We start from the raw sequence: 14,863 nt of genomic DNA, 5'->3' as shown, positions 1-14,863 counted from the left end.
CAACCTATACGTTTAGTGGGCGGCCCACTGCACTGAATTTAAATCAATACCTTCTTTGGCCATTTCCCAAAGAGGTGACATATCGCGTAACTTGCCAACACGTGCCTTGAGCAACTCAACCGCAAAATCAATATCTTTTTCAGTCGTAAAACGTCCGATCGTAAAACGAATCGAACTATGCGCTAACTCATCATTACGGCCTAAGGCGCGCAACACATAAGACGGCTCAAGACTGGCAGAGGTACAAGCCGAACCACTCGAAACTGCAAGTTCTTTGATTGCCATAATCAGAGACTCACCTTCGACGTAGTTAAAGCTCACGTTCAAATTGTGTGGAACGCGATGCTCTAAGTCACCATTTAGGTAAACCTCTTCAATCTGAGACAAACCTGCCCAAAGGCGATCACGTAGCATACGAATACGTTCATTTTCTGTGCCCATTTCAAGCTGAGCGAGTGCAAAAGCTTCGCCCATCCCGACGATCTGATGGGTTGCGAGAGTACCTGAACGAAAACCACGCTCATGACCACCGCCATGCATCTGGGCCTCGATCCTAATACGGGGTTTACGACGCACGTAAAGTGCACCGATACCCTTGGGGCCATAGGTCTTGTGCGCACAAAAAGACATCAAATCGACTTTCAGTGTTTGTAAATCAATCGCAACTTTACCGGTCGCCTGTGCTGCATCCACATGAAAGATAATATTCTTTGAACGGCATAACTCTCCAATCGCAGCAACATCCTGAATCACGCCAATTTCGTTGTTCACTAACATCACAGAAATAAGAACCGTATCAGGACGAATAGCCGCGATGAGGGCCTCCATACTAATCAATCCATTTTCCTGAACATCGAGATATGTCACCTCAAAACCATGACGTTCTAATTCGCGACAAGGGTCAAGCACAGCCTTGTGTTCTGTTTTGGCTGTGATCACGTGCTTGCCACGTTCGGCATAAAACGTCGCAGCACCTTTGATCGCAAGGTTGTTCGACTCAGTCGCGCCTGAGGTCCAGATGATTTCGCGGGGATCCGCGTTGACCAAGGCTGCCACTTGATCGCGTGCGCGCTCAACGGCTTCTTCGGCTTCCCAGCCATAAGAATGACTGCGAGATGCGGGATTACCAGCATGCTCATAAAGCCAGGGAATCATTTTTTCAACGACGCGAGGATCAACGGGAGTCGTTGCCGAGTAGTCAAAATAAATAGGACGGGTGGACATACAAAAACTCCTGAGTATTTTAAAGACTAACCGATGCTTGTTCTGAGGTCAGTGCGGCACCACTTGTTCCAACTACATTGACACGCACGCCAGCACCAGAGGTTTTACTAGCCTCCTGAATCTGGCGGAGTCTTTGCTGATCGACGAGGTCTTGAAGTGAAACCGAATCAAGGAAATCGACCATTTTGCGATTGAGTGTAGACCAGAGCTCATGGGTCATACAGATACCAGGCTTGCCATCCGTGCCGCTATCACAGGAGGTCTTTCCTGCACAGTTAGTCGCGTCGATCGGCTCATCCACTGCGAAAATGATGTCCGCCACAGTAATATTGCGGGCAAGGCGGGAAAGCGTATAGCCACCGCCTGGACCACGCACACTTTCAACTAACTCGTGACGGCGCAACTTACCAAACAACTGTTCAAGGTATGACAAAGAAATGTTTTGACGTTGACTAATCGCAGAAAGCGTGACAGGACCACCTTGTTGGCGCAGAGCCAAATCGATCATTGCGGTGACGGCGAAGCGTCCTTTTGTAGTGAGCCTCATGACAGTATCCTTTTGAAGAAACCTTGCTTGTTTGATGACTTACCCGACTAAACAACTCAAGTATACATAATTCCCGAGTAATTTAGTTGGGTATACCCTTAAAACCTTGTAGGTATTCAGGATAAAAGCCGTAAAAAAACCGCGCTGAGCGCGGTTATTCTCATTTAAGGCGATTAGGCTGCCTGGTATTGAGTGGCACGTTTACGGACCAACTCAAGCACGCCTTGACAGGCGTCTTCGAGGTAGTCTAGTACTTTGCCAAAGCCTTCGGGGCCGCCGTAATAAGGATCTGGCACCGTAGCTTCTTCGAAATCATTGGCAAAACGCATCAGCAACATGAGCTTGTGCTGGTGAGGTTTAGGGCACTGTTGCTGCAATGCAGAAAGATTTTCCCAATCCATTGCAAGAATCAGGTCATATTCGAGAAAGTCCTCAGCCTCGACTTGTCGAGCTTCAGCGCGCGTAATTTCATAACCGCGTTTTCGAGCAGCGGTAATGGCGCGCGGATCAGGTGCTTCACCAACATGAAAGCTGTGGGTACCGGCAGAATCAATACCGACAACCTCTGAGAGGCCAGCGTCATTGATGAGGTGGCGGAATACGCCTTCTGCTGTGGGCGACCGGCAAGTATTGCCCATGCATACGAAGAGAACTTTTGTCATAATGTTTCGTATTGTGCGGGAAAACCCGTAACATGTCTACATATTTTTTTGATTTTTTTAAAGAAAAATAATATAGGTTTAAAATACAAATATATATTTAAAAACAATCACTTATAGATATTTTTTCATGTTAACTATTAATAAAAGGAATGAAATTATTACCTTTTATTAAAAAAAACAGACAAAAAAATGCACTGCAACAACGCGTTCGAACCGAAATCATGCACCAGACAGAAGCACACGCTCTTTGAGCGCCTTTAAAGCATCTCGCGCGGCAGCAGCTTGCTCAAACTCAAGATTGCGCGCATGGTCAAGCATCAACTTTTCCAAGCGTTTGAATTCTTTAGCCAAGGCCTTTTCATCAGTCAGCAAGGAAAGAGAAGCCTCGGCTGTTGCTTGATCTCTAAACGCAGGCGCAACAATCCCATCAATCAATTCGCGAACCGCTTTTCGAACGCTACGCGCTTCGATACCATGCTCTTTATTAAACGCAAGCTGTTTAAGCCTTCTGCGTTCTGTTTCTCCCATTGCACGGGTCATGGAATCTGTGATGCGATCCGCATACAAAATCGCTCGGCCGTTTAGATTGCGTGCTGCTCGACCAATCGTCTGAATCAAGCTGCGATCTGAGCGAAGAAAACCTTCTTTGTCGGCATCCAAAATCGCAACCAAAGAAACCTCTGGAATATCAAGGCCTTCGCGCAACAAGTTAATGCCAACAAGGACATCAAAAACTCCCAAACGAAGGTCGCGAATAATTTCAACACGCTCGACCGTATCGATATCGGAGTGGAGATATCTCACACGAATACCGTGCTCTGCTAAATAATCGGTTAAGTCCTCAGCCATCCTTTTTGTCAGAGTGGTGACAAGAACCCTTTCTTCGATCGCGACACGAATTTTAATCTCACCCAACAAATCATCGACCTGTGTTCTGGCGGGCCTCACCTCTACGACAGGATCTACCAGCCCCGTTGGTCGCACCACTTGCTCAACCACATTGTCAGTGTGCGCTTGTTCATATTTCCCAGGCGTAGCTGAAACAAAAACACATTGACGCATTCTGGTCTCGAACTCCTGCATTTTGAGCGGTCGATTATCCATCGCTGACGGCAAACGAAAACCATACGTCACGAGTGTTTCTTTACGTGAACGATCTCCAAGATACATGCCGCCTAACTGACCGATCGTGACGTGACTTTCATCGATGAACATCAGTGCATCGCTTGGTAAATAGTCAATCAGTGTTGGGGGGGGATCGCCTGGAGTCGCTCCGGAAAGATGACGAGAATAGTTCTCGATGCCCTTACAGAAACCCAATTCTGTGAGCATCTCAAGATCGAAGCGTGTTCTTTGTTCAATCCGTTGCGCCTCGACAAGATGACCGCCATCGACAAAAAATTTAACGCGCTCACGCAACTCTTGTTTAATGGTTTCAATCGCACGCAAGACGGTGTCTCGCGGCGTCACATAATGCGAACCCGGGTAAACAGTAAACCGCGGGACTTTTTGACGGACTTTACCTGTCAAGGGGTCAAAAAGCTCTAGGCTCTCAACCTCATCATCGAATAACGATAAACGCACTGCAAGTTCGGCACTTTCAGCTGGAAAAATATCAATCGTCTCCCCGCGCGCACGAAATGTACCTCGCGTAAATTCGGTATCGTTTCTTTCATATTGCATGGCGACAAGACGCGCGAGAATTTCGCGACGAGGGATCTTATCTCCGACACGCAGAATCAACACCATCGCATGGTAATCGGAGGGGTTGCCAATCCCGTAGATACAAGAAACTGTGCCTACGATGATCGTATCGCGTCGCTCGAGCAAGCTCTTGGTCGCGGACAACCGCATCTGCTCGATGTGCTCGTTGATCGAAGAATCTTTTTCAATGAATAAGTCACGCGTGGGTACGTAGGCTTCGGGTTGGTAGTAGTCATAATAGGAAACAAAGTACTCAACGGCATTCTTAGGAAAAAATTCGCGCATTTCTGCGTAAAGCTGAGCAGCGAGTGTCTTATTAGGTGCCAAGACGACCGCAGGCCGTCCGAGACGGGCAATCATATTTGCCATGGTGAACGTTTTACCCGAACCGGTTACACCCAAGAGCGTTTGCATCATCAGACCATCCCTGACACCTTGCTCAAGCTGATTAATGGCATTAGGTTGATCGCCGCCCGGTGGATAAGGCTGATACAAATGAAAAGGACTGTCCGGATAATCAACATAGCGAGGCTCTTCGTTTCCTGTGGAGATCGACGCGGGGACATGTGTGATTGAAGCGCGTGCGGACAACACGCCCTCATGTGCAATCGCAGCGGGTAAAGCAGGCGAGCCTTTTACGCTCATTTCGTCAGGTGGAATCTTTGAGGCCATGCTAGACTTATTGGGGAAACCCCTCGGATGTGGGTTAACCATCTATTATCTCCCCTGTTAGTCAGAGCGTCCACCCAAAACCAAGAGTGGTATTAAAATTCGAAATCTTTATTCAAGAATCGACCTTCTAGCCTCCATCTACTGAAACCTCAAATGAGCACCCTCTTTCAATCCCTAGAACTCGCCCCACGTGATCCAATCTTGGGTCTAAACGAACAATTCAACGCCGATACACGTGCGCACAAGGTCAATCTTGGCGTGGGTGTTTACTATGACGATCACGGCAAAATCCCTCTGCTTGCGGCAGTCCACAAAGCAGAGGTCGCGCGCGTCGAAGCCGCTGCAGCGCGTGGCTACCTACCTATCGAGGGTATTGCTGGCTATAACAAAGGTGCCCAAGAGTTAGTATTGGGTAAAAACTCTCCTTTAGTCGCCGCAGGTCGAGTTCTGACCATGCAGGCGCTCGGTGGTACCGGAGCACTCAAAATTGGTGCTGACTTTATTAAACAATTAGTACCGGGTGCAAAAGTCGCGATCAGCAACCCCAGTTGGGAAAACCATCGTGCATTGTTTGAACGCGCCGGTTTCGAGGTCGTTAACTATCCCTATTACGATGCCAACACGCACGGACTGGACTTTCAAGGCATGCTCAATGCATTGCGCGCACTGCCCGCACAAAGTGTTGTCGTACTCCATGCTTGCTGCCACAACCCGACCGGTGTGGACTTAACCACCGATCAGTGGCGTGAAGTCGCTCAGGTTGTCAAGCAAACCAACCTTATTCCATTTCTTGATATCGCGTATCAGGGCTTTGGTGACGGCCTCGAGCAAGATGCAGCAGCAGTGCGCCTTTTTGCTGAACTTGACATGACCATGTTCATCAGCTCCTCCTTCTCAAAATCATTCTCACTCTATGGTGAACGCGTAGGCGCATTGACAATCGTGACGGGCAGTCAGGATGAGTCGAGTCGTGTGTTGAGCCAAGTCAAACGTGTCATTCGGACTAATTACTCCAATCCCCCTACCCATGGTGGCACCATCGTTTCAGCCGTGCTCAATACGCCTGAGCTCTTCACGCTCTGGGACCAAGAGCTCGCAGGGATGCGTGAACGTATTCGCTTAATGCGCCGTCAACTTGTTGAAAAACTTGCCGAAAATGGCGTCAAAAAAGACTTTAGCTTTGTGATGAAACAACGCGGTATGTTCTCCTTTTCAGGGTTGACCGCATCACAAGTCGAAGCGCTTCGCACAGAGCACGCTATTTATGCTGTGAGCAGTGGTCGTATTTGCGTAGCCGCTCTAAATAGTCACAACATCGACGTTGTTGCCAAGGCGATCGCGAGTGTCATGAAAAACTAAGCATTACTGACTATTGAGTAGTTTTAACAGCTCCGCTTGTCGGAGCTGTTTTTTTATACAGATAATATTTGCTAAGTATTTGTAAATAGTGCAAAATATAAGCTGTATATAAAAACAGCACTGTACGTGCATTGACCTCCAGGATCCGATCATGACAATTAAACTGACTGAGCGCCAGCAGCAAATTTTGGATTTGATCAGGGAGGCAGTCGCCCATACGGGATTCCCACCCACTCGCGCCGAGATTGCCCAAAAGCTCGGATTTCGTTCTGCAAACGCCGCAGAGGATCACCTTAGGGCACTCGCTCGAAAAGGCGTCATCGAGCTTACAGCAGGGGCCTCGCGTGGCATCAGACTCACTGAAAGCGCTGCTGACTTCACCTCTGATGAAATCGACAGTACAGATGATCATGTGAGGTCTTCCGACACACAGGAACGCTTGCGCCTCAGAACTCCCCCAGAAATGGGTCGAATGCTTGTGCCACTCATTGGTCGTGTCGCAGCGGGTTATCCGATGTTGGCGGCAGAAAACATTGAAAAAGAAATATCCGTTGATCCTAACCTATTTGACCAGCTACCTGACTACCTACTCAAGGTAAAAGGTTTAAGTATGCGTGATGTGGGTATTTTGGATGGTGATTTGCTCGCGATCAAAAAAACCAACGAGGCTCGCAACGGACAAATCATCGTTGCACGTATTGATGATGAGGTCACGGTCAAACGCTTAAATAAAAAAGCAAATCTCATCGAACTCTTGCCAGAGAATTCTGATTTTGAACCGATCATCATTCAGCCTGGCCAGGACTTTAGCGTTGAGGGTATTGCCTTGGGCTTGATCCGGAACAGTCCCTTAAATTAATCACCTAAACACCTCAACACCCTACAGAACGAAATAGCTGAGTCTGACAAAATCTCAGCTCTCTTTCCAGCGGTCTAAAGCCCTTCGATGACGCTTTGTTGGACGACCTGCAATGTCTTGAGAGGGCTCGTTATAAAAACGTCTATTTTCGGCGAGGGTCTGACGAGCAAGAAGGCTTTCGGGCGTTTCCTCATAAAGCAACCTGGCTAGAGGCGCTGATTTACGAAGCTCCGTGATTCCGCGAATAACAAGTTCAAACTTTTCTTGCTCACGGGTAATTTTTAAGCGCTCACCAACCTTGATCAAACGCGCAGGTTTGGCCCGATCATCTGCAACTAAAACACGTCCTGCCTCGATCGCTGCAACAGCAAGCGTGCGCGACTTGAAAAACCGTGCGGCCCAAAGCCATTTATCAAGTCGCACGGAATCAACAAATACCTGCATCAAAGACTGCTTAGTGCTTAATCACAGGATCCGTAGAAGCTAAAGTCTCAGACTTAGCAACCACTTCCTTTGAAACCACCGACTCCTCAGGAAGAGGCTTCGTAGGTTCTGAAAGAGCAACTTCGAGTACTTTGTCAATCCAGCGAACTGGCACGATTTCCAGATGATTTTTTACATTATCCGGTATCTCGGCTAAGTCTTTGACGTTTTCTTCTGGAATCAAAACAGTTTTAATCCCGCCACGATGTGCGGCCAAAAGTTTTTCCTTTAGACCACCAATCGCAAGCACTTCGCCCCGCAGAGTAATCTCTCCGGTCATCGCAACATCTGAACGAACAGGGATGTGCGTGAGCGCCGAAACAATCGCTGTTGTAATGGCAATACCTGCGGAGGGACCGTCTTTGGGAGTAGCGCCCTCAGGAAAGTGCACGTGAATGTCACGTTTTTCGAATACGGTGTCTGCGATACCAAGGCGAGCAGAACGAGCACGCACGACACTTCTTGCGGCTTCGACGGACTCTTTCATCACGTCACCAATCGACCCTGTGCGTTGAATGACACCTTTGCCAGGCATATCAGCGACTTCGATGGTCAGTAAATCACCACCGACCTCCGTCCATGCCAAGCCAGTCACCTGGCCGATCTGATTTTCTTTTTCAGCCATGCCAAAGTTGAAACGTCGCACACCTAAATAGTCACTGAGATTTTCAGAAGTCACAATCACTTTAGCGATAGGCTCAGAAGATTTAGACGCTTTTTTAGCTTCGCTCTCTGCAAGCAATTTCTTGACGACTTTACGGCAAATCTTACCAACATCACGCTCAAGAGAACGCACGCCTGCTTCTCTCGTGTAATAGCGAACGATGTCACGAATCGCGGATTCTTCGACAATCAACTCTTCAGCTTTGACGCCGTTATTCTTCATGACCTTCGGAATCAGGTGATCCATTGCAATGTGGATTTTTTCATCCTCGGTGTAACCAGAAAGACGAATCACTTCCATCCGATCCAGCAATGCTGGTGGAATGTTAAGTGTGTTGCTTGTCGCCACAAACATGACATCCGAGAGATCGAAATCAACCTCAACATAGTGATCCTGAAAAGTATGATTTTGCTCGGGATCCAGAACTTCGAGCAAAGCCGAGGCTGGATCGCCTCGAAAATCCATCCCTAACTTGTCAATTTCATCGAGCAAGAAAAGAGGATTTCGTACGGCGACCTTAGACATGTTTTGCAAAATTTTCCCAGGCATCGAACCTATATAGGTACGACGATGTCCACGGATCTCAGCTTCATCGCGCACACCACCCAAGGCCATACGAATAAACTTGCGATTGGTGGCTTTGGCAATGGATTGACCTAACGAGGTTTTACCCACGCCTGGAGGGCCGACCAAACACAATATGGGGGCTTTAACCTTATCGACGCGCTGTTGAACAGCTAGATATTCAAGGATGCGCTCTTTGACCTTATCCAGACCATAATGATCGTTATCAAGCACACTCTCGGCATTTGGAATGGAATTATTGACCTTGCTCTTTTTGCGCCAAGGTAAAGCAATGACTGTGTCGATATAGTTACGGACAACGGTCGCCTCGGCTGACATAGGCGACATCAGTTTGAGTTTTTTAAGCTCACCATCCACTTTTTTACGTGCGTCTTTAGGCAGATGAGCGGCTTCGATTTTTTTCTCGAGCTCTTCGATATCAGCGCCCTCTTCACCCTCGCCCAGCTCCTTTTGAATGGCTTTGACCTGCTCATTTAAATAATAGTCGCGCTGGCTTTTTTCCATCTGCTTTTTGACGCGACCACGAATCCGCTTTTCAACTTGAAGAATATCAATTTCAGTCTCAAGTTGAGATAACAAAGCTTCGAGACGCTCAGAGGTTGAAATGATTTCAAGCATCTTTTGCTTTTGCTCGAGCTTGAGGGGTAAATGCGCTGCAATGGTGTCGGCGAGTCGACCCGCGTCATCGATCCCTGCAAGAGAAGTCAAAATCTCGGGAGGAATTTTTTTATTGAGCTTCACATACTGTTCGAACTGACTGACGATCGCGCGCCGAAGAGCCTCGATCTCCGCACCCGTCGTGGTGTCCGGTGCAATTGGCACTAATTCAGAAGTGAAATGCGTATCAGCGTCCTTGATGGTGGTGACACGCGCACGCTGAGCGCCTTCGACGAGGACTTTGACAGTACCGTCAGGCAGCTTGAGCATTTGAAGAATCGTGGCAACGCAGCCGATTTCATAGACATCCTCAGGGGTCGGATCGTCTTTACCAGCAGATTTTTGAGCCGCCAACATAATACTTTTACCTGCTTCCATCGCGGCCTCAAGGGCACGAATTGAGCGAGGACGACCCACAAAAAGTGGGATCACCATGTGAGGGAACACGACAACGTCGCGTAACGGCAGCAAAGGCAGATTAATGGGGTCAGAAGGCAAAGTCAGATGTCCGGACATGATGTCCTCCTAATAAAAACTCGGCGAATCCTAACTGGGCAGCCGATACAAAGCCCTTGTTTCTACGAATAGCTTCGTTATTGGGACAATAGCCTAAATTTCAAGTTAGATACTTCTAGAAAGGACAAAGCCCCTATGAGGGGCTGGGAAAACAAGCATTCACCGTTTGGGCTCAAGCCGCTGCATCGCGGACAGCAGGCTTTTTGACCGCCGGTTTAGGTTCGTTTTCATCCGCATAGACTAACAAAGGTTTACCTTCGCCAGTAATGGCAGCCTCATCAAGGACAACGCGTTTAATGTTACCTTGAGTTGGCAACTCATACATCGTATCTAGCAAAGCAGACTCTAAAATAGAGCGCAAACCACGCGCACCTGTTTTGCGCTTAATCGCCTTGCGAGCAATCGCTTTTAAAGCAGCCGGACGGATCTCGAGTTCTGCCTCTTCCATCGCAAATAACTTTTGAAATTGCTTGACTACGGCATTTTTTGGCTCGGTCAAGATTTGCATGAGCGTGTCTTCGTCGAGTTCCTGAAGCGTAGCGATCACGGGTAATCGTCCAACCAGCTCAGGGATCAAGCCAAATTTGACCAAATCCTCTGGCTCTACCTCTAAGAAAGTATCGCCCGTTGATCGCTCGGACTTTGACTCAACAGAGGCTCCAAAGCCAATTCCAGAACGCTCTGTACGGTTACGGATCACCTTTTCGAGTCCGTCAAAAGCACCTCCGACGATGAAAAGGATATTGGTGGTATCAACCTGAACAAAATCCTGATTAGGATGCTTTCGACCACCTTGGGGTGGCACAGAGGCGACAGTGCCCTCAATCAGTTTGAGCAAGGCTTGCTGAACACCCTCGCCAGAAACATCTCGCGTAATCGAGGGGTTGTCTGCTTTACGTGAAATTTTGTCAATTTCATCAATATAAACAATGGCGCGTTGGGCTTTGTCAACTTCGTAGTTACAGTTTTGGAGTAGCTTTTGAATAATGTTTTCGACATCCTCACCGACATAGCCCGCCTCGGTCAAGGTTGTGGCATCAGCCATCACAAAAGGAACATTCAACTGACGTGCCAACGTCTGGGCAAGCAAGGTTTTGCCAGACCCCGTGGGGCCAATCAATAAAATATTGCTTTTAGACAACTCGACGCCGTCACTTTTGAGTTCGCCGTGCTTTAACCGTTTGTAATGGTTGTAGACAGCAACCGCTAAGACGCGCTTGGGCGCCGTCTGACCGATGACATACTGATCCAGAAAAGCCTTAATTTCAGCGGGTGTCGGTAAATCTGTCTTGATGGACTCTTTGGCGCTCGCCTGAGCTTCTTCGCGAATGATGTCATTGCACAAGTCAATACACTCATCGCACACAAACACTGAAGGACCCGCGATCAGCTTGCGAACTTCGTGCTGTGCCTTGTTGCAAAATGAACAATGCAAGACTTTAGTCGTTGCAGATCCTTTTTTTTCGGACATAACGTTCCTATATATCTTGGGCAGGGCTCAATGATTAGACGGTGTCCGCGCGTGAGGTCAACACTTTGTCAATCAAACCATAAGCAACCGCATCTGGCGCAGACATAAAGTTGTCACGTTCCGTATCGATCTCAATGCGCTCTACAGTCTGACCCGTATGCTCAGCCAGCATCTGGTTTAAACGCGCACGCAAATCAAGAATCTCACGGGCCTGAATCTGTATATCAGAGGCTTGGCCTTGTGCACCACCCGAGGGCTGATGAATCATGATGCGTGAATTAGGCAAAGAGAAACGCTTGCCCTTTTGACCCGCCGCAAGTAAAAAAGCACCCATGCTCGCGGCCAAGCCTGTGCAAAGGGTCGAAACCTCTGGCTTGATAAAACGCATCGTGTCATAAATGGCCATACCCGCATAAACCGATCCGCCGGGGGAGTTGATATAGAGCGCGACATCCTTGTCTGGATTTTCTGACTCTAAAAACAACAATTGCGCGACGACGAGATTGGCAGATTGGTCATTGACCGGACCGACCAAAAAAATCACGCGTTCTTTGAGAAGACGTGAATAAATATCGTAGGAGCGTTCACCACGGCCCGATTGCTCAACCACCATCGGTATGTAACCAAGCCCGGTGGGTGTCACTGAAGAACCGCCGTGCATGGACGCATAGAAATCGGTAAAACGTTGCATTTAGGCTGTTCCCATGACTTGATCAAATGGAACCTGCTCGTCTTCGACCTGAGCCTGAGCTAGTGCATGTTGGACAACGTTGTCCTCAAGCACGATGCCCTCAACCTCAGAGCGGCGAGCGCGATCTGATAGATAATAGCTCACAACTTCAGCAGGCTTTTCGTAATTAGCGGCAAATTCTTCGATGCGCGCACGCACTTGCTCTGGCTTGGCCTGAAGCTGCGCTTTTTGAACGAGTTCAGAAACCAAAAGACCCAGGCGAACACGACGCTCGGCTTCGGCTGTAAACGCATCCGCGGGGATAGGCATTTTGTCCGCATTCGGAACACCACGCTGGGTAAGCTCGGCGCGCGCAGCTTGCACACGGGACTCGCACTCACTCTCAACGAGTGATTTTGGAACATCAAACGTAGCCGCACCGATCAGTGCATCCATCACGCTATTTTTAGTGCGCGCAAGTGTACGGGCTTTGACTTCACGCTCAATATTGCTGCGGATGTCCGCGAGTAGTTTTTCAACATCACCTTCGGGCTGGCCAAGGGACTTGGCAAACTCTGCATCGATGACAGGCAATACGGGCTCAGCCACTTCTTTGACCGTAATGGTGAATTCAGCCGTTTTACCTGCAACGTCTTTACCACCATAATCAGCAGGAAATGACAAAGGAAATACTTTGGACTCGCCGGCTTTCAAGCCGCGAACAGCGACTTCGAATTCGGGCAACATACGTCCCTGACCCAGCACAAAGGGGAAATCATCGCCTTTACCGCCGTCGAAAGGCACTCCGTCGATCGTTCCAACGAAGTCCAATGTGACGCGGTCCTCATCCGTCGCGGCGCGACCATCGCGTGCGGCATACTCAGCACGCTGTTTACGCAAAATATCAACCGTGCTCTGCACCTCAGCATCGCCAACAGTCGTCACGGCACGCTTGATTTTGAGGGTCGACAAATCAGGCAGTGTGACTTCGGGATACACCTCGAAAACGGCATAGAACGCCATACTACCCTCGAGCGTGCCTTCTGTTTTGGGTTCGAGCTTGGGAGAACCCGCGATGCGCAGGCCCGAGGCCTCGACCGCTTGTTCAAAAGCCTGGCCGACCTTGTTATTGATCGCATCGTAACGAATGCCAGAGGCATGCGAACGCTCAAGCATAGCCATAGGCACCTTTCCAGGACGGAAACCAGGTGCTTTGGCTGTCCGGGAGACGCGTTTAAGCTCAGACTGAACAGCTTTTTCTACATCGGCCAATAAGACCGAGATTTCGATGCGGCGCTCGAGGCCGGCGAGGGTTTCAACCACAGGTTGCATGAAAATCTACCAAACAAAGAGGACGGAAAGCGCAGCAAAAAGCACACGCCGAATCAAAGAGCAGTGTTGGTGCGAAGGGCGGGACTCGAACCCGCACACCTGTTACGGCGTCAGGACCTAAACCTGGTGCGTCTACCAATTTCGCCACCTTCGCAATAGCCAGACATTGTAGCGCACACTAAGCGTATTTTCCGCCCCACCCTGCCAGCCAACTGGTTAAAATGGCGGAATGAATCCTCGCCTCGATACTTTACAGCCCTATCCGTTTGAAAAACTTCGTGCCTTGTTGGCACAGTCAAACCCTGCCGCCTCGGGCTTGCGGCCTATTAATCTGTCCATTGGTGAGCCCAAACACCCGGCTCCCGAATGCGTAAAGTCAGCAATCACTGGGGGGCTGGACGGCTTATCTGTTTATCCCCCCACCAAAGGCGATCCAAAACTTCGCCAAACCATCAGTCAATGGATAGGGAAACGCTATGGCATTCCTTGTCCGGATCCAGAGACACAGATATTGCCCGCTCTAGGCTCACGCGAAGCACTTTTCGCATTTGGTCAGGTTGTTTTAGATAGCTCCAAAGACGGACTGGTTGTCTGCCCAAATCCTTTTTACCAAATTTATGAAGGTGCAGCGCTATTAGGGGGTGCGACCCCCTACTACGTCAACTCAGATTCTGCCAAAAACTTTCGTTGCGATTGGACCACTGTTCCTGCTAGCGTTTGGGCACGTACACAACTCCTTTTTGTCTGTTCACCAGGCAACCCGGCCGGTAACGTCATGCCCTTAGCCGACTGGAAAATTTTGTTTGATCTGTCCGACCAATATGGCTTTGTGATTGCTTCCGATGAGTGCTATTCGGAGATTTATCTCGATGAAAATAATCCCCCCTTAGGCGGGATGCAGGCCGCGTACCAACTCGGTCGAACGGATTATCGTCATTTGATCAGCTTTTCGAGTCTGTCCAAGCGTTCAAACGTACCCGGCATGCGCTCCGGTTTCGTCGCAGGCGATGCACACTTGATCGCAAAATTCTTGCTATACCGCACTTACCACGGCAGCGCCCTTTCTCCTGTCGTATCCACCGCGAGTATTGCCGCGTGGAATGATGAAGCGCACGTCATACAAAACCGTGAACAATACCGAGCAAAATTTGATGCGGTATTGCCGATTCTCAAACCCGTTCTAGAGGTCGAGCGTCCGGATGCCTCCTTTTACCTTTGGGCTGGCACGCCAGGCCCTGATGATGTCTTTGTTCGAGATCTGCTCACGCACACCAATGTGACCTTGTTGCCTGGAAGCTACGTTGGACGCACTGTCCAAGGTGTCAACCCCGGACTGAACCGTATCCGAATCGCCCTTGTTGCACCTCTTGAGGACTGCGTCGAAGGTGCGCAGCGTATCGCAGATTTTGTCCGTCAGCATTACACCCATATCAAACGCTAGTCAGATTATTCAACACT

General features: G+C 49.1%; 12 protein-coding genes and 1 tRNA gene. 3 read left to right on the top strand and 10 right to left on the bottom strand.

Annotated features, from left to right (window positions below):
• Nucleotides 1-12: 12 nt before the first annotated feature.
• The 4 genes from AC8GE9_RS00640 to uvrB all read right to left on the bottom strand — a co-directional run bounded on the left by AC8GE9_RS00640 (nt 13) and on the right by uvrB (nt 4,809).
• On the bottom strand, nt 13-1,224 hold the full coding sequence (locus AC8GE9_RS00640) for an IscS subfamily cysteine desulfurase (protein ID WP_506675189.1): 1,212 nt from the start codon (nt 1,222-1,224) through the stop codon (nt 13-15).
• Nucleotides 1,225-1,243: 19 nt separating this feature from the next.
• Nucleotides 1,244-1,771: a Fe-S cluster assembly transcription factor gene (locus AC8GE9_RS00635; protein WP_506675188.1), complete on the bottom strand. Its 528-nt coding sequence runs from the start codon at nt 1,769-1,771 to the stop codon at nt 1,244-1,246.
• A gap of 173 nt (nt 1,772-1,944) precedes the next feature.
• A complete protein-coding gene (locus AC8GE9_RS00630) occupies nt 1,945-2,436 on the bottom strand; it encodes a low molecular weight protein-tyrosine-phosphatase (protein WP_506676281.1) in 492 nt (163 codons plus the stop codon).
• A 216-nt stretch (nt 2,437-2,652) separates the two neighbouring features.
• The gene (gene uvrB / locus AC8GE9_RS00625) at nt 2,653-4,809 is read right to left on the bottom strand and encodes an excinuclease ABC subunit UvrB (protein ID WP_506675187.1); all 2,157 of its coding nucleotides are present in this window, start codon (nt 4,807-4,809) and stop codon (nt 2,653-2,655) included.
• Nucleotides 4,810-4,962: 153 nt separating this feature from the next.
• Here uvrB and AC8GE9_RS00620 point away from each other — a divergent pair, with 153 nt between their 5' ends.
• Both AC8GE9_RS00620 and lexA read left to right on the top strand, forming a co-directional pair.
• Nucleotides 4,963-6,168, top strand: coding sequence for an amino acid aminotransferase (locus AC8GE9_RS00620; protein WP_506675186.1), 1,206 nt, complete (start codon nt 4,963-4,965; stop codon nt 6,166-6,168).
• 151 nt (nt 6,169-6,319) lie between these two features.
• Nucleotides 6,320-7,027, top strand: a complete 708-nt coding sequence (lexA, locus tag AC8GE9_RS00615) for a transcriptional repressor LexA (RefSeq protein ID WP_506675185.1) — start codon at nt 6,320-6,322, stop codon at nt 7,025-7,027.
• A gap of 54 nt (nt 7,028-7,081) precedes the next feature.
• On the opposite strand, the gene AC8GE9_RS00610 is transcribed toward lexA, so the two are convergent.
• From AC8GE9_RS00610 to AC8GE9_RS00585, 6 genes are all read right to left on the bottom strand, one after another.
• The gene (locus AC8GE9_RS00610) at nt 7,082-7,471 is read right to left on the bottom strand and encodes an RNA-binding S4 domain-containing protein (RefSeq protein WP_506675184.1); all 390 of its coding nucleotides are present in this window, start codon (nt 7,469-7,471) and stop codon (nt 7,082-7,084) included.
• 10 nt (nt 7,472-7,481) lie between these two features.
• Nucleotides 7,482-9,932: an endopeptidase La gene (gene lon / locus AC8GE9_RS00605; protein WP_506675183.1), complete on the bottom strand. Its 2,451-nt coding sequence runs from the start codon at nt 9,930-9,932 to the stop codon at nt 7,482-7,484.
• Between the two features lie 172 nt (nt 9,933-10,104).
• A complete protein-coding gene (gene clpX, locus AC8GE9_RS00600; RefSeq protein WP_506675182.1) occupies nt 10,105-11,403 on the bottom strand; it encodes an ATP-dependent Clp protease ATP-binding subunit ClpX in 1,299 nt (432 codons plus the stop codon).
• A 34-nt stretch (nt 11,404-11,437) separates the two neighbouring features.
• Nucleotides 11,438-12,094 carry an ATP-dependent Clp endopeptidase proteolytic subunit ClpP gene (gene clpP, locus AC8GE9_RS00595; protein ID WP_506675181.1) on the bottom strand — a complete coding sequence of 219 codons (657 nt, stop codon included), beginning with the start codon at nt 12,092-12,094 and terminating at the stop codon, nt 11,438-11,440.
• Nucleotides 12,095-13,405, bottom strand: coding sequence for a trigger factor (gene tig, locus AC8GE9_RS00590; RefSeq protein WP_506675180.1), 1,311 nt, complete (start codon nt 13,403-13,405; stop codon nt 12,095-12,097).
• A 67-nt stretch (nt 13,406-13,472) separates the two neighbouring features.
• Nucleotides 13,473-13,559: transfer RNA gene (locus AC8GE9_RS00585), tRNA-Leu, on the bottom strand.
• Nucleotides 13,560-13,634: 75 nt separating this feature from the next.
• Between AC8GE9_RS00585 and dapC the strand changes: the two genes are divergently transcribed.
• Nucleotides 13,635-14,846, top strand: coding sequence for a succinyldiaminopimelate transaminase (dapC, locus tag AC8GE9_RS00580; protein ID WP_506675179.1), 1,212 nt, complete (start codon nt 13,635-13,637; stop codon nt 14,844-14,846).
• The last annotated feature ends 17 nt before the right edge of the window (nt 14,847-14,863 follow it).

The organism is Zwartia lucis, from assembly GCF_965234455.1.
Classification (GTDB): Bacteria; Pseudomonadota; Gammaproteobacteria; order Burkholderiales; family Burkholderiaceae_B; genus Zwartia; species Zwartia lucis.
The sequence above is the reverse complement of the archived record's forward strand: the minus strand, read 5'-3'. Positions and strand labels throughout refer to the sequence as shown.